A 24,757-nucleotide genomic window follows, 5' to 3' on the forward strand; every position below is an offset into this window, starting at 1 on the left:
CCAAGACTCACAGCCGTCAGGTAGTTCGGGGAGGGGACGGGCGTGCGGAACGCGGCCGATGGGATAGAATGGATGGCTGTGCCCGCAAACGCGTGCACAGATGATCGGGAGCAGAGAGGAGGCCGGTCATGCCGAAGGACACAGGCAAGAAAGTCATTGCGAGGAACCGCAAGGCACGCCACGACTATCACATCGAAGACACGTGGGAGGCCGGACTCGTACTCACCGGCACCGAGGTGAAATCCCTGCGCGAGGGCCGTGCCTCGCTCACCGATGGCTTCGCCCTCATCTTCCAGAACGAAGCCTGGCTGGAGAACGTTTACATTCCCGAATACCTGCAGGGGACGTGGACGAACCATTCGGCCAGACGTCGCCGCAAGCTGCTGCTCCACCGCGAGGAGATCCTCAAGCTCTCGCAGAAGGTCAAGGAATCCGGCCGGACGCTGGTCCCGCTCGAACTCTACTTCGACGGTTCACGCGTCAAGGTCGAGATCGCCCTGGCCAAGGGCAAGCGCGAATGGGATAAGCGTCAGGCTCTGCGCGAGGCGCAGGACAAACGCGAGGCCGAACGCGCCATGAAAGCCAAGCAGTACCTGTAAGGGCCGGTGGCGCGGGTCCGATTCCCGCTATTGCACCGACTCTCATCTCCTTCGCCGAGGCGGCCGGACAGCATCCGCGAAAGTCCGCGCACGTGTTCGCGGAGTTGAGGGAATGCAATTGGCTCAGTATGCGTTGTGCGAGTATGCTGGGATATCTGATCGGTGCCAGCAACCGCCTCGGCGGGAGAAACAGCTGATCAGGTTTGGTAACAGAATATGGGGATGATCGGTTTCGACGTTGGACACTGCGTCGGGAGAAGCGGGCCGAGAATGCAGAGTCATCTCGTTAATGTCCTCTGCAAAACAATAGGTGCTAAGTCTAACAACCGCACCGATTTCGCCCTCGCTGCCTGATAGAGCGCGAGCTGCGAATCCGTCAGCCTAGAGTTGCCTCTGCTCTAGATCCTGGCGTCGCTTAAGAGGCCACTGCTTCAGGTACTTGTTGGGGGTACCTGAGGGACTTCTACTCAACTCCGTTCGTTGGTCCATGTGTTCGTGCAAGGGCCAGAACCTAAGACACTACTTCACGAACTGCGCCCGGAGAAGTCCTGACAATCTGCCGACGGACGCGGGTTCGATTCCCGCCATCTCCACTGACAAGGCCTCGGATTCCGCGTGAATCCGGGGCCTTTTCCATGCCCGCCAGCCGCCGGGGGAGTCCCGCTGTGCGTCCGTTGCGTCCCACCGGCCGTTTCCCGACGCCGGCCGAGGCCACGGCAAAGCAACCCCATCAGGGCCATCAGGGCCGTTAGGATGATGGCAAGCCAACTTTACGAGGAGGTGATGCGCACGTGTTCTATCCGCCGTTGATCGGCTACCTCATTCTCGGCGTCATCAGCACACTGCTCATCGACGCCATCCGCCGCAATCGCCTCACCCGCAACCGTGCCGTCGGCATCCGCTCCCGGCACACGCTGGCCTCCGACGCCGCCTGGCTGCGCGGGCACCGAGCGGCCGTGCCGGCGCTCATCACGCTGAGCGTCATTGCCATCGGATTCGCTCTGGCTCTGGCCTGTGTCGAACTCTTCTCCTGGCCGACCGCGGCCGGTCACGTTCTCTCGGTCGTCGGCTGGGTGCTCATCCTCGGGATGGCCATAATCGCCATGTCGGCAGCCAACACGGCAGCGAAATCAGCCGACGACTAGGCGTCGCTGCGCTCTCCTGTTCGGTGCCGAAATGAGGAGGACAGTGTCGTAAGAAGACCGGACCACGGCCCCTGCCACGACTCACCCCGGCTTCTGCCAGTGCCAAGAACCACCTCGGCGATTGCGTCCATGCGGCCGAGGTCTATCGGCCATCTGGCCGAGGACTCGGGCGCCCGGATTCGGAAGGATCGGCAGTGTCATCACACGCCGATCCGCAAAGGACCTCCTCCACCCATGAAGAAGGCACTCATCTCCCTCGCCGCCGTCGCCCTCATCATCGTCGCCATCATCGGCGGACTCGTCGTTGCCGAACAGCGCGCCAAAGCCACACTTGAGGCCGACGTCGCCGACTATCTGGACAGCTGCGCGATCACTCCCGATACGATCGACGTCCACGGCCGCCCCTACCTGCTCTACGCCGCGCAGCACACCGCCGACCTCAGCTACGTCGACATCACCCCCGACGACGGGGTCAACAAGGATCAGATCCTCGTTCACCACCTCGTCGACGGCCACGCCGACCGGCTCACTCGCTTCATCACCTTCGAGTACCCGTCCGGCCAGGTGAGCCCGGTAAAGAATCCCGATGGCTCCTACACCGAGGTGGCCATTCTCGAGGGAGAAAGAGTGACCTTCTCCGCCCGCACGGAAGGAAATCGGCTCGACGTTCTCGCGGACAGGCGCTCACTCACCGACCTCGCTCTGCCGCGGGCGGCCGAAGTGAAGAACGTGTCCGCAGGAGACGACGGCGTCATCGTCGAAATCGAATACGCCGACACCGACTGCCGCTGAACCCGACAGTGCAGACCTCGCCGACCGGCGTTGACTAGACTGTGAGCCAATGAGACGACTCCTCACCTGGCTGTGGCTGCTGCCGGTGCCGCTTTCCTTCGCCCTGGAACTGCTCATCGGCAGCGGCTGGCTTCTCATCCTCGGAAACGTCCTCGCCGCCGCAGTCGCACTGCCCGCCCTCATCCGCGCCCACCGCCATCCGGACCGACGACTCAGCCTCCTGTGGGCAGTCCTCGGTCTCCTCGCCGCCCTCGTCCTGACCGCCGCCAGTGCAACCCTGAGTCTGACGAGTCTGTGGCTGAGCCTGGTGGCGCTGGCGATGCTCACCCGCACCGCCGCGACCCAAGCGGGCAGCGTCCCCATCGTCGTGTTGGCTGTGGCGAACATCATCGTCGCCGGGCTCATGCCCGACGGTCTGACCTTTGCCCTCATGGTGACGGGGCTGGTCATCGCCGCGATCGCGATCGGACTCATGCTGCGATCGAATGATCGTACGCTGATCGAGAAACAGGCCACCGCCACCGAGGCGGAGCGACGTCGCATCGCCACCGAACTCCACGACCTCATCGCACACGAGGTGACCGGCATCGTCGTCCTCGCCGAGGCCGCCGGACGCAGCGACGACAACGACCTGCGTACGACCGCGCTGACGAAGATCGAGAAGTCCGGCACCCGCGCGCTCGAGGAGATCCGCCGACTCGTCTCTGCCTCCCGGAATCGGGATCACCTCTCCCAAACGCAGGCTGCCGCCTCGGCGAGACCTGCAGGCAGCGCCGCAGGAACCGGATCGGTCACCGGATCCGAGGCGGCCGCCCGTACCCCGGTCGCCGCCGGTCCCCAGGCGCTGCACGACCGGGTCGCGGCTTTCGGTGAGGCCGCACATCTTACGATCGACATCCCCGCCGAGGTGGACGGCGAAGTCTGGCCGGTCCTCGACCGGGTGCTCGTCGAATCGCTGACCAATGTGCGTCGCCATGCCGGAGCCGACGCTGAGGTCACGGTCACTCTCACCACTGACCCCGCACCGCCGACCACCGACCCCGCATCACCGGCGGCTCTGCTCATGACCGTGACCAACGGCCCCGGTTCCGGCGGGATCGGGGCCGGCAGCGGAACGGGACTGGGCAGTCTGCGGGCGAGGGTGGGCCACCTCGGCGGGAGCATCGACGCCGCACCCGTACGCGGGGGAGGTTGGAGTGTTCGCGCCCGGGTGCCCGTCGCCGCGTGGGACGTCCGGCATAGCAGCGGGCGCGGCCGCCGACACGAGAACCGACAGAACAACGACCACGAGGCCTGCAGGCAGGGGAGGACCGATGATCACCGTCGCTGTCGTCGACGATCAGGAGATGGTGCGGATGGGCTTCTCCCTCATCCTCGACGCCGAGGAGACGATGCGCGTCATCGGCCAAGCCGCCGACGGCGTCGAAGCGATCGACCTGGTCAGACGCAAACAGCCCGATGTCGTTCTCCTCGACATCCGCATGCCCCGCCTCGACGGGTTGGCCGCATTGCCGCGGCTGACATCGTATTCGAAGGTCATCATGGTCACGACCTTCGATGACGACGACTACGTCGATGCGGCCCTGGACGGAGGAGCCAGCGGCTTCCTGCTCAAGGACTCCGGTGCCGATCTCCTCATCGCCGGGGTGAAGGCCGCCGCCGACGGGGACGCGCTCATCTCCCCGTCGCTCACCCTCAACCTGCTGCAGCGGCGCACATCGACGGCTCAGGGGAACAGCTCCCGTGTGGACAGGCTCAGCCAGAGGGAGAACGACATCGCGAGATTGGTGGCCGTGGGTCGGACGAATCAGGAGATCTGCGCCGAACTCTTCATCTCCCTGGGTACCGTGAAGACCCATCTGGGAAGCATCCAGACCCGCCTCGAGGCCCGCAACCGGGTCGAGATCGCCGCGCGGATGTGGGAATCCGGGGCGATGAACACGGGAGGCTGACCCACCCCCGCCGCTCTATCAGCCGAACGGCCGACCCCTGCCGTCGAATCTCAACTGCACGGCCGATGTGCTCACTCCATCAGCCGGGAAGGATGGGGACCATGACAGAGACACAGACTTTTGCCCCATCACCGCCCCGGAGCCGCTCCCGGATCATCGCCCTCGATGTCGTCCGCGGATTCGCGCTGTGCGGGATCCTGCTGGTCAACCTCCCGCCGATCATGAGTCTGAGCAGCATCGATTCCGCCGGGCAGGCTCTCCCGATCTACAGACTTCTCGAGGACACGGTGCAGAACCGGTTCTTCCCGATCTTCTCGTTCCTGTTCGGAATCGGCTTCGGACTGATGTGGCTGGGCGCCGGTCGTCGCAGTGCTCGCCCCCGTCTGGCACTGCTGCGCCGGTTCGCCTTCCTCGGCCTCCTCGGCGGCCTGCACCAGCTCCTCCAACCCGGCGAGGCCCTGCTGCCCTACGCGCTGGCCGGCATCGTCCTGCTCCTGCCGGCCACATGGATACCGGCACGCCTGCTCGGCTGGGTGACCTCCATCCTCGGCGCAGTCCTGCTCGCTGCCGGAGTGGCCACCGGAGGCGGATTGACCCTCATCCCCGGGCTGTTCCTGGTCGGCTTCGCCGTCGGCCGCAGCGGATTCATCCGCTCGGTCCTGGCCCATCCGGGACGGGTCGCTATCGCCGGTGCCTTCGCTCTGACCGTGACGTTCATCGGCTTCGCCACCACCGACTACCTCACCCGTCACATCAACGGATGGATCAACGCCGGCCTGGGCCTGAGCATGGCACTGACCTATATCGCGGTCATTCTGCTGCTCCTGCACACTCCCGCCGAGGCGGTCCTCAAATCCGTGTTCGCACCCTTGGGTCGGATGGCGCTGAGCAACTATGTCGGCGCCACCCTCATCCTCGTGAGCGTGCGGATGATCGTGCCCGATCTCACCCGACTCGACGACCACGGCGGCTACGTCGCCGGTCTCGTCATCTGCCTGGCGATCATCATCGTCCAGATCATCGTCTCGACGCTGTGGCTGCGCCGGTTCGGTCAGGGGCCGCTGGAGAAGCTGTGGCGACTCGTCACCTGGGGGCGCCTCACGAGTTCACGCGGATGACCTCCTCCTGATACGGCGCGATGATCTCGCCGGAAATCCGCAGGTCGAGGAGCAGGAAGGGCCGTTCGTCGACCGGGCGCGCCTTCCACTCATCGACGACGGCGAGGTCGGCCAGGGACCGCACGGCGACTCCCTGCCCGCCGGCCGCTGTCGCCAGGGCCGCGAAGTCGATCTCGTCGATGAGCATGGGTGACTTCTCAAGCCCTTTGAGCCCGTAGAGGTTGACCTCGGCACCATAGGCCGCGTCGTTGAAGATCACGGCGATGCCGCGTCCGCCGGCGACCCGGATCGCGGTGTCGAGGTCGGACAGCGCCATGGCCCCGCCACCATCGCCGCTGGTCAGGACGATCGTTGCCTCAGGATTCGCACGGGCGGCACCGGCGACGCTGTGCCAGCCGAGCCCGATCGATTGGAAAGCGGTGCCGACCATCGCCAGCCGTTCCGGTGCGCTGGGCTCCCAGAACATATTCGCCCAGGCGATGAAATGCCCGCCGTCGGAGACGACGACCCGATCCTGTGGCAGAACCTCGCCGAGGCGGCTCGCCGCCGCACGCGGATCCAGTCGGCCGTCGCCGGCGAACTCCGCCCCGACGACGTATGCGCGGTCGGCGGTGGTCTCGACGGTATCGCGCCAGAGAGTGCGGTCGGTGCCCGCTGCGGTGACACGACCTCCTCGGACAGCTGCCGACGCGCCCTCCGACGTCTCCGCGCGCGACCCCGCCGGGGACTCGGACAGTCGAGTCACAAGTTCAGCCGCTGCGAGTTTCGCATCTGCTCGAATGAAGCCGCCGACGCGAGCATTCGTGGCGCGTTCATCGGTGTCGATCTGCCAGACCGTCGTCGAGGGATGGAAGAGCTCCCCGAAGCGCATCGTGAACTGATTGAGAGAGGCGCCGAAGACCATAGCCACATCGGCTTCGCGGACCCTCTCCATCGCGGCGGGGGCGCCGAAGCCGCCGGCGACGCCCAGGTCGTGCTCGGCGGCGGGGAAGATGTTGCGGCCCAGCGCCGTCGTGACGGTCAGGGCCCCAGTGATGTCGGCGAGTTCGCCGAGTTCGGTCTCGGCCCCGGCCAACCATGCCCCGCGACCGGCGAGCAGCAGAGGTCGTTCCGCCTCGGTCAGATCTGCGGCGAGGCGGTCGAGGGCGGTTTGAGTGAACTCGCCGGCCGGTGCCATCGGCACAGGGCGACTGGGACCGGGAACGGCCGGAATCTCACCGATCTCCAGGGTGGCGACGTCGTAGGGGATGGCCAGGACGACGGGCACCCGGTAGGCCAGCGCATGCTCGATGGCGGTCACGGTTGCGGCGGCGGCATCGACGCGGCCGACGGTGTAGGTGCGCACGCCCACGGCCGAGGCCATCGCGATCTGATCGACGTCCCACGGCCGCGGACCGGAAGTGGGCTCATCGCCGACGACGAGGACGAGGGGAACTCGGGCCTGGGCCGCCTCGGCGAGGGCGGTGAGCGTATTCGTGAACCCGGCACCATAGGTCGTGGTGGCCGCGGCGATCCGCCTGGAGGTGCGGAAGTGAGCATCGGCGGCGACGACGGCACCGGCCTCGTGGCGGACGGCGGTGTAGGTCGTCGAAGTGCCACGCAGCAGGGCATCGAGGAAGTAGGCGTTGCCGTTGCCCATGAGGCCGAAGACCTCGTCGATGTGGGCGGCGAGGGTGTGCGCGACGTGCGCGGAAGTATGAGCCATGAGAAGCCAATCGCTGATGAGATATGGAAGTTCGATCCATATGTGTCTCACACGCGGGCTCGGCCTCGGCGACCCTGTCGGGTGCCTGTCCGGCGGCTTCGTGCCCCTTTTTCGAGCACCGGCTGATGTGCGCTCGCCCCCATTCGCCGATCCGCGGCGTTGCTGAAGGCGGCTCAGCCTGACTCTTCGAATATAGGTGACTGTGGCTTACGACACCAAGTCGGATGACGGTCCAGCGCGCAGATCGCACTGACCAGAACTACCTGACGGCGGCCCAGCAACCTCGCGCGAGGTTGCTGGGCCGTCAGGTAGCAGTTACCGGGTGAGGCGGTCCTTCCAGGCGGACATGACCTCGGGCGAGGTCGGCTTCGACGCGAACGACCCGACGAGGTAGCCGACCAGCGAGGCGATGAGACCCAGGTAGATGGCGGATTCGGCATAGATGCCTGAGACGATCATGACGACCACGGTGGTCACGGCGCCGAGGATCATGCCGGCCATCACGCCGACGATCGTGCCGCGCTTGAACACCAGACCGCCGAGGATCGGGATGAACAGTCCGGCCACCAGCAGGTTGTAGGCCACGGTCAGCGCCTCGACGACACTGGGCATGATCATGGCGAGAACCAGCGTGATGACGCCGAGCACGATGAGATAGATCCGCGAATCGCGCACTTCGTCACCGGTCTCGCGCACCAGCGACCGCACGAGCGTCGACTTCGCACCGGAGCCCGAAACAGGGCCCGAAACTGAGCCCGAACCGGACCCCGATCCTGACCCGCTCGCCGAGGCGGCCGATCCATCCGTCGTCGCCCCGTTCGCGCCGGCTCCCGCACTGTTTGCGCCGGCTCCCGCACCGGCGTCCTCGGTCCCGGCCCCGTCAGGCACGATGTCCTTGCGGGCGAGGAACGGTTCGACGATGTCCTGCCGGCACACGGTCGAGGCGGCCATGAGCGATCCCGACGCGGTCGACATCATGGCGGCCAGCGCCGCCGCGAGCACGATTCCGCCGAGCACCGGAGTCATCGACGCATCGACGACGGCGACGAACACATCGTCCTGGACCTCGATCCCGGGTACGATCGTCGTCGCGGCCATGCCGATGAGCGCACCGGCGACAGCATAGAGCAGGCAGTAGACGCCGGCGGAGAATCCGCCCCACCGGGCCACACCCGGGCTGCGCGCGGTGAACACGCGCTGCCAGATGTCCTGTCCGATGAGCAGGCCGAGGGTGTAGATGAGGATATAACCGAGGATCGCCTGCCAGCCGATGCCCACCGGTGAGGTATGCGTCTCGGGCAGCGAGGAGAACAGTTCGGAGAAACCTCCGGACTTCGACAGCACGAGCGGCAGCATGATGAGGAAGATGCCGATCGTCTGGATGAAGAACTGCACGAAGTCCGTCAGCGTGATCGACCACATGCCGCCGAGCATCGAATAGAGGATGACGATGCCGCCGCCGATGAGCACCGACCACACCTTGTCGAGATCGAACAGGGTGTGGAAGACCGTGGCGTAGGCGACCGTCGACGTCGTCGAGATCATCAGACCATAGGCGGTCATGATCGCTCCGGAGACGAAGCGGGAGCCCTTGCCGTAGCGGAGTTCGAGCATCTGCGAGACCGTGTAGATCTCGAGCTTCTGAATCTTCGGGGCGAAGAACAGAGAGAGCGCGATGATGCCCAGACCGATCGACAGCACGAGCCACATTCCCGACAGCCCGGCCGTGTAGCCCAAGCCCACTCCGCCGATCGTCGACGCGCCGCCGAGGACGACGGCCGACATCGTGCCGGTGTACAGCAGACCGCCGAGGCGGCGCCCGGCGACTAAGAAGTCCTCCTGGTTATGGGCTTTGAATCGGCCCCAGACTCCGAATCCCACCATGGCGGCGAGATAGATGATGACTACCAAAGAGTCCACAGCGACCCTCTCTGTTGGATCGGCTCAGTGGCCGACGGTGATGTGAATGACGGTGGGCACGGTGCGATCGAGCGCCTCGGCGATGGCCGGGGGCAGAGCGGAATCGATGTCCGCCTCGGCGATCGTCACCCCGGCCCCGCCCATGGACTGACCGAGCTGCGCGAAGTCCGGACGGGCGAGCCTGACGGCGAAGGGCTCGATGTCGCGGTCGACCATCTGCCCCTCGATCTCCGCGTAGCCTCCGTTGTCGACGACGACGAAGGGGATGCCCAATCCCAGTTCGGCCGCGGTCATGAGCTCCTGAACGGAGAACATGGCCGCCCCGTCGCCGAGGATGCACACGACCGGTCGGGCGGGATCGGCGAGCTTCGCCCCGACCGCGGCGGGAATGCCGTAGCCCAGGGTCGCGAATCCGGGCATGTAGAGCAGCTGGTCGGGCGTGCTCGCCGTCAGCGCATGCACCGTTCCGTCGTAGGTGACCTGGGAGGAGTCACCGGAGATGACGACGTTCGAGCCCGCTCCCTCTTCGACGAGGCGGGTGACCCTGGCTCCGATCGCGTCGAAGTCGAAATCGGTGCCCCAGCTCTCCCGAATCCGGGCGACCCGATCGGCCCCGGATTCCTTCGCCGAGGCGGCCGAGGCGTTCGAGCCGGACGATGCCGTCACGTCATCGCCGGCCGAGGCAACCGTGGCCGAGGAGGACTCGAGTGCACTCCTGAGCGCGGTGAGGAAGTCGGCGGTGTCCGCGCAGGCGAGGATGTCCCCGGGCAGGTTCTTGTTCAGCTGGTCGGGGTCGATATCGCAGCGGATGACGGTCTGCCGGGCAGACTCGTCCCGCACTCCGATGCTCGTCTGCGCACCGATGACTCCGCCCCACAGATCGGAGTCGGCGAGTTCGGATCCGAGCACGATGAGCACATCGGCGGTCGCGGATTCGGCCTGCACACTGGGGAAGCGGACGTTCGCACCCAAGGACAGCGGATGTGTCTCAGCGATGATGCCCTTGCCGTTGGCCGTCGTCGCCAGGGGAACGTCGAGGGCCTCGACGAGACGGGCCACCTCGGCGTGGGCGCTCCTGGCACCGCCGCCGGCGATGACCAGAGGATGCTTCGCCGAACGGATCGCCTCGGCAGCACGGGCCACGACATGCTCATCGAGTCCGGGACGGTGCCCTGGGAACGGGACCGGAACGCTGCCGTTCCATGCGCCCTCGAGCACGTCGAGGGGAACCTCGATGTGCACGGGCCCGGGACGGGACGAATCGAACATGGCGAACGCCTCGGCGACGGCCTGCGCGGCACCTTCGGCGGTGCGGGTGCGCTGGGAGGACACGAGGAGGCGGCCCACCGCCCCGGAGGAGTCCTTCGTCTCGTGCAGCATTCCGACGTCAGCGCGTTCGAATCCGGTGGGCACACCGGGGGAGAGGATGAGCATCGGGCGGGACTCGGCATAGGCGGTCGCGGCGGCCGTGAGGACGTTCGTCAGCCCCGGTCCCGAGGTCGTGATGACGACCCCGGGCTTGCCGGAGACGAGGAAGTATCCGTCGGCGCCGTAGCCTGCTCCCTGTTCGTGGCGGGGAGTCACGGCGCGGATCCCGAACTCCGGCAGGTGTCGGTAGAACTCGAGGTTGTGGGTGCCGGGGATGCCGAAGATCGTATCGACACCGTGGGCGGCCAGCGTCGCCACGACTGCGCGGCCGCCGTTGCGGACGTTCGGAGTCTCGGTCATGTTCAGACTCCGAGGGCGTCGCCGGACGGGCCGGAGGGAACCTTGACTCCGTTGTTGTCCGCAGCCCACAGGGACAGGATCTCGTAGCCGACATGGGCGGCGGCGAGTCCGGTGACCTCGGCATGATCGTAGGCGGGAGCGACCTCGACGATCTCGGCGCCGACGATGTTCAGTCCCTGGAGCCCGCGGAGCGAGTTGAGCAGCTCACGGCTGGTCATTCCGCCGGCCTCGGGGGTGCCGGTGCCGGGTGCGGCGGCCGGGTCGAGGACGTCGATGTCGACGGAGACGTAGACGGGAGCATTGCCGAGGCGCTTCCGCATCCGGGCGACGACGTCGGCCACGGAAGTGAACTGGTATTCGTCGCTGCGGATGACCTGGAAGCCGAGCACCTCATCGTCCTCGAGGTCTTTCTGACCATAGAGGGGGCCGCGGATGCCGACGTGCATCGAGGCGGTCATATCGATGAGGCCCTCTTCGCTGGCGCGACGGAACGGAGTGCCGTGGGTGTAGGGGGCACCGAAGTAGGTGTCCCAGGTGTCCAGATGCGCATCGAAGTGGAGGACGGCGATCTTGCCGTGCGTCTTGTGCAGGGAGCGCAGGTTCGGCAGTGCCAAGGTGTGGTCCCCGCCGAGGGTGAGCAGCTTGGCCCCGTCAGCGCGCATGGCGTCGGCGTTGGCCTCGACGGTGGTGATGGCCTCTTCGATGTCGAAGGGGTTGACGCCGAGGTCACCGCAGTCGGCGACCTGCTGCCAGGTGAACGGGTGGACGTTCGTGGCCTGGTTGTAGGGGCGCAGCAGCTTCGAGGACTGGCGGATGTGGGCGGGACCGAAGCGGGCGCCGGGGCGATAGCTGACGCCGGCGTCGAAGGGGATGCCGACGACCTTGACGTCGATCTTCTCGCCGGGACGCTGGGCTTCGACTTCGTCGATGCGCGGCAGCAGCCCGAACGTCGGTGGACCCGCGTAGCGGGGTGTCTTGCTGTAGTCGGCTGGGCCGAGCGGCTGAGACGTCACTGGCTTTCTCCTTCGTCGTGGCGGCTGACCCGACCCGGACGGGCCGGAGGTCTTGCTCCTCAGCCTAGGACGTGGCCCACACAACACCGATATCCAGGTCGGACCATTTGAAGTCGACGCTGTCCAGGGTGGATAGAATCGGGTGCATGGTCACACTGGAACAGATCTGGTCGCGCACAGAGCTTGCGCTCGAGGTCATCGTCGATTCGCCGACTGCCGCGGTCCAGGAGGTCACGATCGTCCACTCCTCTGAGCTGCCGGAGGTCGATGAATGGCTCGCCGGCGGCGAGGTGCTGCTGACGATCGGAGTCGGTCAGGACCTGGGCGGGGACACGGTGGAGGACTATGTGCGCCGCCTCAAGGCCGTCGGCGTTCATGCCCTGGGCATCGGTTTGGGCTCCGACCTGCCGTGGCAGCAGGTCCCGCCGAGGCTCATCGCTGCCGCCGAGGAGGCGGGACTGGCTCTGTTCGGAGTGCCCGAGCCCGTGCCGTTCGTCGCAGTCGTCGACGCCTTCACCAGGATGCGTGAGGCCGAGACCAACCGGGAGCTGACCCGGGCGAGCAGTGCCGCTCGTCGCTTCGCGACCGCTCTGGCAGGCGAGGGCCCCGCGGCACTGGTGGCCGATCTGGCGCAGACGCTGGAGGCGCCGGTCCGGTTCGTCTCTCCCACCGGCAGGGCGTTGAGCGGGGACGACGCCGAGGCAGATGTGCGTTCGGCGCTCATCGAGGAGTCGTTGAAATCGACGTCGGGGCCCCGCCTGATCCGCACCGGTTCGCGGATCGTCGAGGCCGTTCCGATCGGGGGTGATCATCCGCTCGGGTGGATACTCACCCCCGCCGAGGCGGCCGGGTCTCCGAAGACGCGTGCCCTGCTGCTCTCGACCGCTTCGGCACTGTTGGCGATGTCGCTGACAGATCTGCCCGTTCCCTCCGGTCGTTCACCGCTGTTCGACACCGATCTCAGTGGCGACGCGGCCCGCGAGGAATGGACACGGGCGACGGGGCTGGCCCCGGTGGCGACGGTGGGGATGCACATCTTCGGCGGGGTCCGCGGGGACATCGCCGAACGTCTCATCGCAGATATCGTCGGTCGGAGCCTGCTCACCCGCACAGGTTCGCTGCTCGGAGTCGTCGGTGCGCAGGAGCGCGGGCTGGATGAGCTGGTGGCGAAGGCCGCCGAGGTCACCGGCCTGGACACGCTTACGGAGAAGCGGCTGCCGCTGGGGCAGCTCCACCACACGTGGATGCTGTGGCGGACTCAGCATGAGTCAGAGGCCTCGGAGGTCAGAGCGCTGCTGTCCGCGGTCGATGAGGAGGCCGCCGACCGTTTCGTCGATCGGGTCCTCGGCGAACTCTTCCGGGCACGCGGCGGTCAGGAGCTGCTGGAGACTCTGCGGGTCTTCATCTCAGCGTCCGGGGCACGGGAGCGCATCGCCGCTGAGCTGGGAGTCCACCGTCATACGGTGCGGGCGCGGTTGGCGAAGATCGAGAAGCTGCTCGGCCGTGACCTCTCCCGCGCCGAAACCGTGCAGGCGGTGTCGATGGCCCTCGAGCTCGCCGAACTCTAAGCGCAGTGTTCGGTGCGGAACCGCTCTGCGATCTCGAGGACACGGTCGAGGGCTTCTGGTTCGCCGATGCTGATGCGCACACCGGCACCGAGGTTGCGTACTGCCACGGCCTGTTCGACGCAGGCGTCTTCGAACGCTGAGGACTTCTCACCCAGCGGCAACCACACATAGTTCGCTTGGGCTTCGGGCACGTCCCATCCCTGCTGACGGAGGGCATCGGCGAAGGCGTCGCGGGCCTGACCGATCCGGGCGGCTCGGTCGAGCACCTCGTCCCAGTGGTGGAGGGATTCGAGGGCGGCAGCCTGGCTGAGGTCGGTGACACCGAAGGGGATGACGGCTTTGAGCAGTCCTTCGATCACCGGTGGGTGGGCGACGGCGTAGCCGACGCGCAGGCCGGCGAGCCCGTGCGCCTTGGAGAAGGTGCGCAGGAGAACGAGATTCGGATAGTCGCGGACAAGACTCAGACCGTCCGCGCGTCCGGGTGCTGTGGCGAACTCCCAGTACGCTTCGTCGAGGGCGACGAGGACATGGGCAGGCACCTTGTCGAGGAAAGCTCGCACCTCGTCATCGCGCAGCACCGGACCGGTCGGATTGTTCGGTGAGCACAGGATGATGAGGCTGGTGCGGTCCGTGATCCCCGCCGCCATCGCGTCGAGGTCGTGTCGCCCCTCCGCCGTCAGCGGCACCTCATGGCGCGTGGAACCGACGAGTCCGGTGATCTGCGGATACATCTCGAACGACGGCCACGGATAGATCGCCTCGGTGGTGGCGTCCGAGGTGATCTGGGTCAGGGCGACGAGCAGTTCGCTGGCACCGGTGGTGACGACGAGCTGATCGAGCCCGACACCGAGGCGTTCGGCCAGTCCCTGACGCAGCGCCAGCGCCGCATCGTCGGGGTAGAGGGCGGGGTTCGTCGCATGGGCGACCATGGTGTCGAGGACCGCCGGCAGGGGAGGCAGATAGTTCTCGTTCGAGGAGAGTTTGAACGACTCCAGGCCCTCGACTCGGCGGGGAGGCTTGCCTGGAATATAGGGCGGGAACGTCTCCAAAGCCGCCCGCAGACGCGGTGACGGTGCGGAGGGTGCGGACGCCGAAGCGGTGGAGCCGGATGCGCCCGAGGACGTAGTCCGGGGCGCGGAGGTGGAAGCAGAATCTGAAGCAGCGGGGTCGGAGTCGTTCATGGACTCATGATGTCACAGGGGATCTGTGCTGCCGCCACCGCCGGAGCGATCAGGCGCACTCGCTGACGATCACCAGGGTTTCTCCGGGGTCGACCGGCCGCCGTCGCCGCCGGGACCCTGCTGGCGCTGCTGCCGTTCGGAGTCCTCACGGCGCTTCTCCAGTTCGTCACGTTTCTTCTCACGGTCGGACTTGCCCGAGGAATCGTCCGGCTTCTCCTCTTCGCCGGGGTCCTGGCTCTCTCCGCCGGAGGACTTGTCGTCCTCCGAGTCCTGATCCTTCGAATCCTCGTTCTCTGAATCGCTGTCGTCGGTTCCCTCTTCCTTGGCCTTCTCGCCCTGCTTCTTGTCCTCGACGCGCTCCTTCGCCTGGCTGCTCTTCTGCTTCTCTTCGCTCTTCTTCGGCTGGCATTCCTCGGGAGCGTCCTCGAGGGTCTTCAGCGAACGGTCGTAGAGCTCCTGCGACTGATCGGGGTCCTGCGAGGCGATCTGGTCCGCCTGCTTCTCATAGACATAGGACAGATTGATCCGCACCGCGCATTCGGCCGAGGTCGGAGCGATCTCCAGTGCGGCTTCGAGATCGGCTTGGGCCGCATCGAAATCGCCGACGGCCGCCTCGGCGGTGCCGCGATTGAAGTAGCCGATATGACGTTGGACCGGGCTGACCCGAAGGAACGCCGTCGCCGCCTTCTTCGCTCCGGGGAAGTCATTCGACGTGTATCGGATCTGCGAGGCGGTCCCGAAGTACGTGGCCACCGCGATATAGCCGAACACCAGGGCGAAGATCGTGCCGAGGATGAGGTTGATCTTCGTGATCCGGCGCAGCCGTGACCACAGATTCTTCACGCGGTTCATTGCGGACCTCCCTGCTGGTCGGACACCGACGGAGCAGGCCCTGGCTGGTCGGGTACCGATGGGGCAGGCCCTGGCTGGGACGGAATTCCCACCGGCACCCGCTGGTGGGGCACCGGGCCGCCGGGACCGGGTGGGCCGCCTCGGCGAGGGCGCTTCGGGGTGATCGCCTTGAGACGAAGATATTCGCGGACTCCGAAGACGAGTTCCACGGCGATCCACGCGAAGACGAGGATGAGCGGGACCCAATAGTATTCGTCGACGGTGACCCGGCCGTCCTTCTTCACCAGAGCCTGATCGTATTTCGGCGCGGTGTAGACGCTGGAGATCGCACCGTTTCCGTCGCGATGGTGGTAATCGACGCCGAGGTCCGAGGCGATCTGGCGCAGGTTGCCCTCGTCGATCTTCGAGACCCCCGGGTTGCCGTTGCGGTCCTGGATGTATTCGGGCGGTGCCTGACCGTCAGTGGTGTCGTCGGGGTCTCCGAGACCGGGAGCATTGCCGGGATTGCCGACACCGGAGCCGTAGCCGAACGGCTGACGGTCGCGCATCTTCCCGCCCTCTTCGGTGCCGTATCCGAATACGGCTCCGCTGTCGATGCGGGGGGCGAAGGACGACCACGAATCGGGGGTCTCCGACACCGTCTGCTCACCGTCGCCGAAGTAGAACACGACGTTCTCGTTCTCCGGACGGTCTTCATCGTTCGAGGTCATCCGCTTCTCGAGCTCCTCACCGGCCTCGGTGATCGATGACCCATTGGAGTTCAGGGACGACTCGGGGTCGAGGACATCGACGGCGGAGGCGAAAGCGGCATGATCGGTCGTCAGCGGCATCACGGTGGCTGCGGTCGAGGCGAAGGTGATGATGCTCAGCCGGGTACCGGGGAAGGCGTCAGCGAGCTCGAGCATGTCCTCCTTGACCCCTTCGAGGCGGGTCTTGTCCCCGTCGAAGTCCTCGGCGGCCATGGACGTCGTGACGTCGACGACGAAGTACACATCGGCACGCGCCTCGTATTCCTCGGTCGACGACTTGATCGGGATGCCCGGACGCGCCAGTGCGACAGCGAGCACGGCGACGACGCCCATCCGAGCCAACCACTTCCAGCGCGCTCCGTCGCCGCGGATGGCCGGGATGATGCACACGGTGAGCAGGGCGAGGACGACGAAGCCCCAGCCGAACCAGGAGAAGACGGGATCGAAGATCATGATTTCGTCCTCCACGCCAGCACGAACACTCCGGCGAGGCCGAAGACGGCGATTCCGAGCGGGATCACCGGCATATCGTGGACGATCGTGTACGAACGTCCGGGTGTGTTCGCCGCTTCCTGGCTCTGGATCTCTTCGACGATGCGGTCGATCGTCGAGGCCGAGCCCATATCGAACTGTTCGCCGCCGGTGCGGTCGGACACGGAACGCAGCTCCTTCGTCTGGGTGGTCGTGAGCACCGAGGGAGGGGAGAGGCTGTAGACGCGGACGTTCGCGTCGACGGCGATATCGGCGGCTTCGTTGAGTTCGAACAGCGGATCACCGGCGAGCATATTGTCGGTGGCGAAGATGATCGACCGGGACCGTTCCTCGTCCTTCCGGTCGAAGTTGTCGACGCAGCTGACGAGCCCGTCGCCGATGAGGGAGGAGCCGCCGATGTTCGGAGGTGAGGTCGACCATGAGTAGTCGGTGCCCTCGGCACCCCAGGTGCGGAACCCCTCCTCGGCTTCGGAGAGGAAGTTCTGGACCATGTCGTAGTCGTCGGTGAGCGGGAACGCGGAGACCGCGGTGGCATTGAACACGGTCAGACCGATGCGTTCGCCGTCGAAGCGGTCGACGAGTTCCTGATAGGACTCGAGCAGATCGGCATCGTAGCCGAGCATCGACCCCGACACGTCGAGGCAGAGCATGACATCACGCATCTTCCGCTCCGGGTTGACCGTCTCGACCCAAGCCGGGCGCGCAATTCCCGCGAGTGCGGAGAGTCCGGTGAGCACGATGACGCCGAGGAGGGCGACCGTGGTGACCAGCCGTCTGCGCATGGCCCGACGGAAACTCGGCAGGCTGGTCATCCGCCCGCTGTGGGCCACGGCCAGCGAGGACTCCGTCGACTTCGGCCGACGGAACCAGAAGACTGCGGCTGCGGCGAGGGCCAGGAGGATGAGCGCCAGCCACCAGAACATCAGGACCATCGCGCCACCAGCTTCCGAGCCTCGGCGATCTGCGGCTGCAGACCGGCCGGTTCGGACTCGGCGAACTCCGCCTCGTAGAGACCGAGCAGGCAGTCGGCAAGGTCGTCGAGACCGGCGACGGCCGCATCACGGTAGGTCAGATGCTCGGCCTTGACACCCCACGCATCATGGGCGAATTCGCGCACGATCGTCGCCAGCTGCTGTGCCGATTCGCGCACGTCCGCCGACTCCGCGCTCAAGTCCGTCTCCACTGCGCTGATGCGGGAGAGGTAGGTGCTGCGCACGGGAATCGGGATGCGCGGTCCGGCCGATGTGGTGGCCCCGGCGGCAGCGCGGAAGAGCGGGGCGAAGAAGTTTCCGAGCACCAGCAGCAGCACGAGGCAGGCCGCCACGTACCACGCCGGTGAGACCTCCAGGGGCCCGATCAGTTCAGCGGGGCCCACGGCGATGCCTCAGCAGAAGAGTGTGGAGCCGGCCGAGCGCCGACTTCGGATGATCGATTTCGATATGGGCGATCCCCAGCTTCGCGAGGAGATCGATGCGCTGCTGACGGCGGGCCGCCTCGGCGAGGGCGAATTCCTGCCTGACCTCGGGTTTCGACATCACCGAGGTCGGCAGCCCATGGTCGCGTCGGGCGACGTCGAACGGCGCCGAGGCGGCCGGCAGTCCGGCGAGGTCCGCGTCGGTGATCGTGATCCACAGGACCTCGTGCTGGGCGCGCAGCCGTCGGATCGTCGCTTCGGCCTCGGACCCCAGCGGAGCCTGATCGGAGATGACGACCAGGAGCATCCGATGCTTGATATGGCTGGTGATCCACTGCAGCTGGGTGTTGATCGATCCGGGGGAGGTGCTGCCGGTCTCGGCGAGGATCTGCTGCAGGAGGTGTTCGAGGTGGGCTTCGCTGCCTTTCCGCGGGGATGCGGTGGTGTGGTCGGCGTGTCCGTGGATGAGCATGACGTCGTCTGCGTGGCGGACGGCGAGGTAGCCGACCATCCCGGCCATGAGGATGGCCAGGTGGCGTTTGTCTGCTCCGGCGGAGGTGACGGCGTCGAAGTTCCGGGAGGTGTCGACGACGAGTCCGAGGATGTGCCGACGGTGGGCGACATAGCGTTTGACCAGAGGTTCGGTGTGCCTGGCGGTGGCTTTCCAGTCGATATCGCGGATCTCGTCACCGGGGATGTAGTCGCGCAGGTCGTCGAAGTCGAGGCTGTGGCCGTGGAAGACCGAGGAGTAGTCGCCGTCGAGGAGGCGCCGGGTCCGCCGGTGGGCGTGGATGGTCATCCGCGCCTTGATGCGATTGAGCAGGACAGTCATCGGTATCGCCGATCAGGGGGTGGGCACGGCCATGAGGAGGGCATCGACGATCTGGGCGCTCGTGATGTTCTCGGCGGCGGCTTCGAAGCCCAGTTGGATGCGGTGGGCCAACACCCGGTGGGCGAGGTCCTTGATGTCTTCGGGGATGACGTAGTTGCGACCGCGGATCATCGCCAGCGCCCGCCCGGCGTTCGTGAAGGCGATGGAGGCACGCGGGCTGGCGCCGTATTCGATGTATGGGGCGAACCGGCCGAGGTACTTCGCCGTATTGCGCGTGGCGTGGACGAGTTCGACGAGGTAACGGGTGATGGCCGGGTCGATGTAGACGGTGCGGGCATAGCGCTGCATGGTCACGACGTCGTCGAGCGTGCAGGCCGGATCGGGCACCGAATCCCTGTCGAAGACCCCGGAGTCGAGGCGGGAGAGGATCTCGACCTCCTCACCGGGACTCGGGTGGGTGAGCAGATCCTTGATCATGAACCGGTCGAGCTGAGCTTCGGGCAGCTGGTAGGTGCCTTCCTGCTCGATCGGGTTCTGTGTGGCCATGACGAGGAAGGGGCGGGGGAGTTCGAAGCGTTTGCCGCCGATCGTCGTCTGCTTCTCCTGCATGGCCTCGAGCATCGCCGACTGGGTCTTCGCCGACGACCGGTTGATCTCGTCGAGGAGGACGATGTTCGCATGCACCGGACCGAGCACGGTGTTGAACGAACCCTCATGCGCGTTGTAGATCTGCGAGCCGATGATGTCGGCCGGCAGCAGATCCGGGGTGCACTGGATGCGGGAGAACTTTCCGTCCACGGCATTGGCCAGAGCGGCGGCCGCCGTGGTCTTCGCCAGGCCCGGCACGCTCTCCAGCAGCAGGTGACCGCTGGAGAGGAGCCCGATGAGCAGGGATTCGCGCAGCCGCTGCTGGCCGACGACGAAATGGTCGAGGTAGGACTCCAGGGCCTTGAGGATCGTCTGTGCGTGCGCGATCTCCTGCGTGTTCGCCGGTGCCGTTGCCGTCATGGTCCCTCAGTCTTTCGGTGTCACTGGTCGCTCGGTGTCACTGTGGTCGTTCGATCACGCGAAATGGTGCATTCGTGTGGTCTCCAGCATATTGGCTGGCACTGACATGGAACAGCCGTCGACGTTGCAGTGCTGACACACACGTCAGCGCCCCATCCCTCCGGCGACGGTCGGCCACCCACCGTTCACGGCGGGGCCATCTCATGTCAGGGCCGAGCTGTAGCGTCGACGGGATAGGCAGAGGAACGGAAGGAGGCAGCGTAAAGGATCCCGGTCGTATCCGGAGAAGTTCACCGTCACCGAGGCGGCCGACCCGGCTGGCACGAAGGCTGCGCGGCGATGTGATCATCGCCTCCACCTCGACGTGACCGGCTCCGCACGAAGCAGTTCGGAATCGTCGATCGAGGGCTGGCCGACATGCCCACAGGCAAAAATTTTTCCTGTGGAAAGCGGTGGAAAACGTCCGCGGAGAACAGGCGGAAAATCGGCTCGGGAGCCGCCGATGTCAGCGTCCGCGCAGGTGATGGAACTACACGAGTGTCGTTCACAGCCTGTGGACGATTGTGGACGGTGACGACACAGGGTGTGGAACGTTCAAATGACACTGGTGTAACACTGGATATAGGGGTAAGGTCTAACCCGAACACAACATCTAGTGGTCACCCCTGAGCCTGCGGCTCGTGATATTCATCATGATCGAGCAGTTGACGGGGCACGGTCACAGCCATCAGAATGCCGAACTGCACAGCAGAATGAAGGAGTCGTCATGATCACCGTGTACACCAAGCCAGCTTGCGTCCAGTGCAACGCCACCTACCGTGCTCTCGACGCCAAGGGCCTGAAGTACAAGTCGGTCGATCTCAGCGTCGACGAGAACGCCCTCGACGTCGTCAAGGCCATGGGCTACATGCAGGCTCCCGTCGTCGTCACCGACAACGACCACTGGTCGGGCTTCCGCCCGGACAAGATCGCCACCCTCACCGGCGAGCAGTCAGCTTCCGTCGTGGCCTGACAATGCTGCTGGTCTACTTCTCTGCCAACTCCGAGTACACGCATCGCTTCGTTGCGAAGCTGCGTCACCCGGCAGTGCGGTTGCCGACGTTGACCAAGGAGCCGACGCTGCGAGTGGATGAGCCATTCGTTCTCGTCACCCCCACCTACGGGGCCGGTCGCAATCGCGGGGCTGTTCCCAAACAAGTCATCAAATTCCTCAATGTCGAAGAGAACCGGCGCCATCTGGTCGGTGTCATCGGCGCCGGAAACACGAACTTCGGCGAGGACTACTGCCGCGCGGCCCACAAAGTCGCGGCAAAGTGCCAAGTACCCCTCATGTATCGAGTCGAACTCCTGGGCACTCAGGAGGATGTCGACGCTGTTAACCAAGGATTGGACAAACTGTGCGCGAGCTCGCTGAAGACCGCAATGTAGAGGACATCATCCGTGAAGAGACGGATCTGGATTACCACGCGCTCAACGCGATGCTGAACCTGTACGACGAGGACGGCAGGATCCAGTTCGAGCGTGACAAGCAGGCTGCCCGGCAGTACTTCCTGCAGCACGTGAACAACAACACCGTCTTCTTCCACAACCTCAAGGAGAAGCTCGACTACCTCGTCGAGAAGGACTACTACGAACCCGAGGTCCTTCAGCAGTATTCCTTCGAGTTCATCGAGCAGCTGTCGACGCGCGCCTATGATCAGAAGTTCCGCTTCCAGACTTTCCTCGGCGCATTCAAGTTCTACACCTCCTACACGCTGAAGACCTTCGACGGAAAGCGCTACCTCGAACGCTTCGAGGACCGCGTCGTCATGGTCGCTCTGTTCCTGGCTCGCGGAGACGAGACGCTGGCCACCCAGCTCGTCGACGAGATCATCTCCGGTCGTTTCCAGCCGGCCACCCCGACGTTCCTCAACGCCGGCAAGAGGCAGCGCGGTGAGCTCGTCTCCTGCTTCCTGCTGCGCATCGAAGACAATATGGAGTCGATCGGCCGCTCCATCAACTCCGCTCTGCAGCTGTCCAAGCGCGGCGGCGGTGTGGCCTTCGCTCTGACGAACATCCGTGAGTCCGGTGCCCCGATCAAGAAGATCGAGAACCAGTCCTCCGGCGTCATCCCCGTCATGAAGCTGCTCGAAGACTCGTTCTCCTACGCCAACCAGCTCGGAGCACGCCAGGGCGCCGGCGCCGTGTACCTGCACGCCCACCACCCCGACATCTACAAGTTCCTCGACACCAAGCGCGAGAACGCCGATGAGAAGATCCGGATCAAGACCCTGTCCCTGGGCGTTGTGATCCCCGACATCACCTTCGAACTGGCCAAGCGCAACGAGGACATGTACCTCTTCAGCCCCTATGACGTCGAGCGCGTCTACGGTGTGCCCTTCTCCGACATCAACGTCAGCGAGAAGTACACCGAGCTCGTCGACAACGCGGCGATCAAGAAGAAGAAGATCAACGCCCGCGAGTTCTTCCAGACTCTGGCCGAGATCCAGTTCGAGTCCGGGTATCCGTACGTGATGTTCGAGGACACCGTCAACAAGGCGAACCCCATCGACGGGAAGATCATCATGTCGAACCTGTGCTCGGAGATCCTCCAGGTCTCCGAACCCAGCAAGTACGACGATGACCTCGGCTACGACGTCGTCGGCAAGGACATCTCCTGCAACCTCGGTTCGCTCAATATCGCTCTGACGATGGACTCGAACAACTTCGGTCAGACCATCGCGACCGCGATCCGCGGGCTCACCGCCGTCGCCGAGACCTCGGACATCCAGTCCGTGCCCTCGATCGCACGCGGCAACGACATGTCGCACGCCATCGGCTTGGGACAGATGAACCTCCACGGCTACCTGGCTCGTGAGCACATCTACTACGGTTCCGATGAGGGCCTGGACTTCACGAACATGTACTTCTACACCGTCGCCTACCACTGTGTGCGGGCGTCGATGGAGATCGCGAAGGAGCGCGGTGAGACCTTCGCCGGGTTCGAGCGGTCGAAGTACGCCACCGGCGAATACTTCGACAAGTACACCGATGAGGTCTGGCAGCCGCGCACTACTCGTGTGGCCGAGCTGTTCTCCGAAGCGAACGTGCACATCCCGACGCAAGACGACTGGCGCGAGCTCAAGGCTCAAGTGGCCGAGCACGGCATCTTTAACCAGAACCTCCAGGCCGTGCCGCCGACCGGTTCGATCTCGTACATCAACAATTCGACCTCGTCGATCCACCCGGTGGCCTCGAAGATCGAAATCCGCAAGGAGGGCAAGGTCGGTCGTGTGTACTACCCGGCTCCCTTCATGGACAACGACAACCTCGAGTACTACCAGGATGCCTACGAGATCGGCTACGAGAAGATCATCGACACGTACGCCGAGGCCACGAAGCACGTGGACCAGGGGCTGTCGCTGACGCTGTTCTTCATGGACACCGCCACCACACGTGACATCAACAAGGCGCAGATCTACGCCTGGCGCAAGGGAATCAAGACCATCTACTACATCCGGCTCCGGCAGCTCGCTCTGCAGGGCACGGAGGTCGAAGGCTGCGTTTCCTGCATGCTCTGATCAATGGAATCGGCGGACCGATGTGAATCGGTCCGCCGGCTTCGTGCGGGCCCCATGCCGCCGGACGGGCCCGCTCACATGACTTTCGTCTGCTGCGCAGACAACTCGTGTTCACGACGAACAACACTTTGGGAAGAGAGAAAGCGTTGGAGAATCTGACTCTGGCATCGCATGTCGATGCCATCAACTGGAACCGTGTCGTCGATCCGATCGATGATGAGGTCTGGGATCGCCTGACCGGCAACTTCTGGCTGCCGGAGAAGGTCCCGCTGAGCAACGACATCCAGTCCTGGGCGACTCTGACCGACGACGAGAAGACGCTGACGATGCGCGTGTTCACCGGTCTGACTCTGCTCGACACGATCCAGGGAACCGTCGGTGCGATCTCGCTCATCCCGGATGCGGTGACCCCGCACGAGGAGGCAGTGCTGACGAACATCGCGTTCATGGAGAGCGTGCACGCGAAGTCCTACTCCTCGATCTTCTCGACCCTGTGCTCGACGAAGGAGATCGACGAGGCCTTCCGCTGGTCGCGTGAGAACAAGTACCTGCAGTCCAAGGCCGACATCATCCTCAGCTACTACCGGGGTGACGATCCGCTCAAGCGCAAGGTCGCTTCGACGCTGCTGGAGTCGTTCCTCTTCTACTCCGGCTTCTACCTGCCCATGTACTGGTCGGCGCACGCGAAACTGACGAACACCGCTGACCTCATCCGTCTGATCATCCGCGACGAGGCTGTGCACGGCTATTACATCGGCTACAAGTACCAGAAGGGTCTGGAGTCGCAGTCCGAGGAGCGTAAGCAGGAGCTCAAGGACTACACGATGAACCTCATGTTCGAGCTCTACGAGAACGAGGTCGCGTACACCCACGACATCTACGATTCGGTGGGTCTGGCCGAGGACTGCAAGATGTTCCTCCACTACAACGCCAACAAGGCGCTGATGAACCTCGGCTACGAAGCGATGTTCCCCAAGGAGGTCACGAAGGTCAACCCGGCCATCCTCGCGGCGCTCTCACCCGGCAGCGATGAGAACCACGACTTCTTCTCCGGTTCGGGTTCGTCCTATGTCATCGGCAAGGCCGAGAACACCGAGGACGACGACTGGGACTTCTGAGTTCTCGCACC

At 65.1% G+C, this 24,757-nt stretch carries 21 protein-coding genes, 1 other RNA gene and 1 pseudogene; 12 read left to right on the forward strand and 11 right to left on the reverse strand.

Annotated elements, in window-relative coordinates; translation table 11 throughout:
* Positions 1–128: 128 nt before the first annotated feature.
* The 7 genes and pseudogenes from smpB (at position 129) to FHG09_RS12795 (ending at position 5,606) form a co-directional block, all read left to right on the forward strand.
* Complete coding sequence (gene smpB, locus FHG09_RS12765; protein WP_152348062.1) at positions 129–599, forward strand: SsrA-binding protein SmpB; 471 nt, start codon at positions 129–131, stop codon at positions 597–599.
* Positions 600–817: 218 nt separating this feature from the next.
* Positions 818–1,195, forward strand: a transfer-messenger RNA (tmRNA) gene (gene ssrA / locus FHG09_RS12770).
* Between the two features lie 195 nt (positions 1,196–1,390).
* On the forward strand, positions 1,391–1,744 hold the full coding sequence (locus FHG09_RS12775) for an SdpI family protein (RefSeq protein ID WP_152348063.1): 354 nt from the start codon (positions 1,391–1,393) through the stop codon (positions 1,742–1,744).
* A gap of 234 nt (positions 1,745–1,978) precedes the next feature.
* On the forward strand, positions 1,979–2,536 hold the full coding sequence (locus FHG09_RS12780; RefSeq protein ID WP_152348064.1) for a hypothetical protein: 558 nt from the start codon (positions 1,979–1,981) through the stop codon (positions 2,534–2,536).
* Positions 2,537–3,008: 472 nt separating this feature from the next.
* Positions 3,009–3,245 (forward strand): annotated as a pseudogene (locus FHG09_RS20045) (histidine kinase); the annotation flags it as partial.
* 646 nt (positions 3,246–3,891) lie between these two features.
* Entirely contained in the window at positions 3,892–4,488 is a 597-nt protein-coding gene (locus tag FHG09_RS12790) for a response regulator transcription factor (RefSeq protein WP_319803262.1), read from the forward strand.
* Positions 4,489–4,589: 101 nt separating this feature from the next.
* Positions 4,590–5,606, forward strand: coding sequence for a DUF418 domain-containing protein (locus FHG09_RS12795; RefSeq protein ID WP_227492747.1), 1,017 nt, complete (start codon positions 4,590–4,592; stop codon positions 5,604–5,606).
* Here FHG09_RS12795 and FHG09_RS12800 read toward each other — a convergent pair.
* The 4 genes from FHG09_RS12800 to speB all read right to left on the reverse strand — a co-directional run bounded on the left by FHG09_RS12800 (position 5,587) and on the right by speB (position 11,972).
* On the reverse strand, positions 5,587–7,311 hold the full coding sequence (locus FHG09_RS12800) for a thiamine pyrophosphate-binding protein (protein WP_152348068.1): 1,725 nt from the start codon (positions 7,309–7,311) through the stop codon (positions 5,587–5,589). The genes FHG09_RS12795 and FHG09_RS12800 overlap by 20 nt on opposite strands.
* Positions 7,312–7,626: 315 nt before the next feature.
* Positions 7,627–9,231 (reverse strand): sodium:solute symporter, encoded by a 1,605-nt coding sequence (locus tag FHG09_RS12805; RefSeq protein ID WP_227492748.1) that lies wholly within the window; start codon positions 9,229–9,231, stop codon positions 7,627–7,629.
* Positions 9,232–9,255: 24 nt separating this feature from the next.
* Positions 9,256–10,959, reverse strand: coding sequence for a thiamine pyrophosphate-binding protein (locus FHG09_RS12810; protein WP_152348069.1), 1,704 nt, complete (start codon positions 10,957–10,959; stop codon positions 9,256–9,258).
* A gap of 2 nt (positions 10,960–10,961) precedes the next feature.
* Complete coding sequence (gene speB / locus FHG09_RS12815) at positions 10,962–11,972, reverse strand: agmatinase (protein ID WP_152348070.1); 1,011 nt, start codon at positions 11,970–11,972, stop codon at positions 10,962–10,964.
* A 146-nt stretch (positions 11,973–12,118) separates the two neighbouring features.
* Here speB and FHG09_RS12820 point away from each other — a divergent pair, with 146 nt between their 5' ends.
* Complete coding sequence (locus FHG09_RS12820) at positions 12,119–13,540, forward strand: helix-turn-helix domain-containing protein (protein WP_152348071.1); 1,422 nt, start codon at positions 12,119–12,121, stop codon at positions 13,538–13,540.
* Here FHG09_RS12820 and FHG09_RS12825 read toward each other — a convergent pair.
* The 7 genes from FHG09_RS12825 to FHG09_RS12855 form a co-directional block, all read right to left on the reverse strand.
* Entirely contained in the window at positions 13,537–14,721 is a 1,185-nt protein-coding gene (locus FHG09_RS12825) for a histidinol-phosphate transaminase (RefSeq protein ID WP_152348072.1), read from the reverse strand. The two genes, FHG09_RS12820 and FHG09_RS12825, sit on opposite strands and share 4 nt — an antisense overlap.
* 69 nt (positions 14,722–14,790) lie before the next feature.
* Positions 14,791–15,573 (reverse strand): tetratricopeptide repeat protein, encoded by a 783-nt coding sequence (locus tag FHG09_RS12830; RefSeq protein WP_152348073.1) that lies wholly within the window; start codon positions 15,571–15,573, stop codon positions 14,791–14,793.
* Positions 15,570–16,775 carry a vWA domain-containing protein gene (locus FHG09_RS12835; RefSeq protein ID WP_152348074.1) on the reverse strand — a complete coding sequence of 402 codons (1,206 nt, stop codon included), beginning with the start codon at positions 16,773–16,775 and terminating at the stop codon, positions 15,570–15,572. Before FHG09_RS12835 ends, FHG09_RS12830 begins: the two co-directional genes overlap by 4 nt.
* Positions 16,772–17,746 carry a vWA domain-containing protein gene (locus FHG09_RS12840; protein ID WP_152348075.1) on the reverse strand — a complete coding sequence of 325 codons (975 nt, stop codon included), beginning with the start codon at positions 17,744–17,746 and terminating at the stop codon, positions 16,772–16,774. The genes FHG09_RS12835 and FHG09_RS12840 overlap by 4 nt, the downstream gene beginning before the upstream one ends.
* Positions 17,737–18,189 carry a hypothetical protein gene (locus FHG09_RS12845; RefSeq protein ID WP_166823205.1) on the reverse strand — a complete coding sequence of 151 codons (453 nt, stop codon included), beginning with the start codon at positions 18,187–18,189 and terminating at the stop codon, positions 17,737–17,739. The genes FHG09_RS12840 and FHG09_RS12845 overlap by 10 nt, the downstream gene beginning before the upstream one ends.
* Entirely contained in the window at positions 18,176–19,060 is an 885-nt protein-coding gene (locus FHG09_RS12850; protein ID WP_152348076.1) for a DUF58 domain-containing protein, read from the reverse strand. Before FHG09_RS12850 ends, FHG09_RS12845 begins: the two co-directional genes overlap by 14 nt.
* A 12-nt stretch (positions 19,061–19,072) precedes the next feature.
* Positions 19,073–20,068, reverse strand: coding sequence for an AAA family ATPase (locus FHG09_RS12855; protein WP_152348077.1), 996 nt, complete (start codon positions 20,066–20,068; stop codon positions 19,073–19,075).
* A 766-nt stretch (positions 20,069–20,834) separates the two neighbouring features.
* Between FHG09_RS12855 and nrdH the strand changes: the two genes are divergently transcribed.
* The 4 genes from nrdH (at position 20,835) to nrdF (ending at position 24,746) form a co-directional block, all read left to right on the forward strand.
* Positions 20,835–21,080 carry a glutaredoxin-like protein NrdH gene (nrdH, locus tag FHG09_RS12860; RefSeq protein ID WP_025778731.1) on the forward strand — a complete coding sequence of 82 codons (246 nt, stop codon included), beginning with the start codon at positions 20,835–20,837 and terminating at the stop codon, positions 21,078–21,080.
* A gap of 2 nt (positions 21,081–21,082) precedes the next feature.
* On the forward strand, positions 21,083–21,496 hold the full coding sequence (nrdI, locus tag FHG09_RS12865) for a class Ib ribonucleoside-diphosphate reductase assembly flavoprotein NrdI (RefSeq protein WP_152348078.1): 414 nt from the start codon (positions 21,083–21,085) through the stop codon (positions 21,494–21,496).
* A gap of 5 nt (positions 21,497–21,501) precedes the next feature.
* On the forward strand, positions 21,502–23,628 hold the full coding sequence (nrdE, locus tag FHG09_RS12870) for a class 1b ribonucleoside-diphosphate reductase subunit alpha (RefSeq protein WP_227492789.1): 2,127 nt from the start codon (positions 21,502–21,504) through the stop codon (positions 23,626–23,628).
* A gap of 146 nt (positions 23,629–23,774) precedes the next feature.
* Entirely contained in the window at positions 23,775–24,746 is a 972-nt protein-coding gene (gene nrdF, locus FHG09_RS12875; protein ID WP_152348080.1) for a class 1b ribonucleoside-diphosphate reductase subunit beta, read from the forward strand.
* Positions 24,747–24,757: the final 11 nt, after the last annotated feature.

It is taken from the genome of Brevibacterium sp. CFH 10365 (assembly GCF_009299785.1).
Classification (GTDB): domain Bacteria; phylum Actinomycetota; class Actinomycetes; order Actinomycetales; family Brevibacteriaceae; genus Brevibacterium; species Brevibacterium limosum.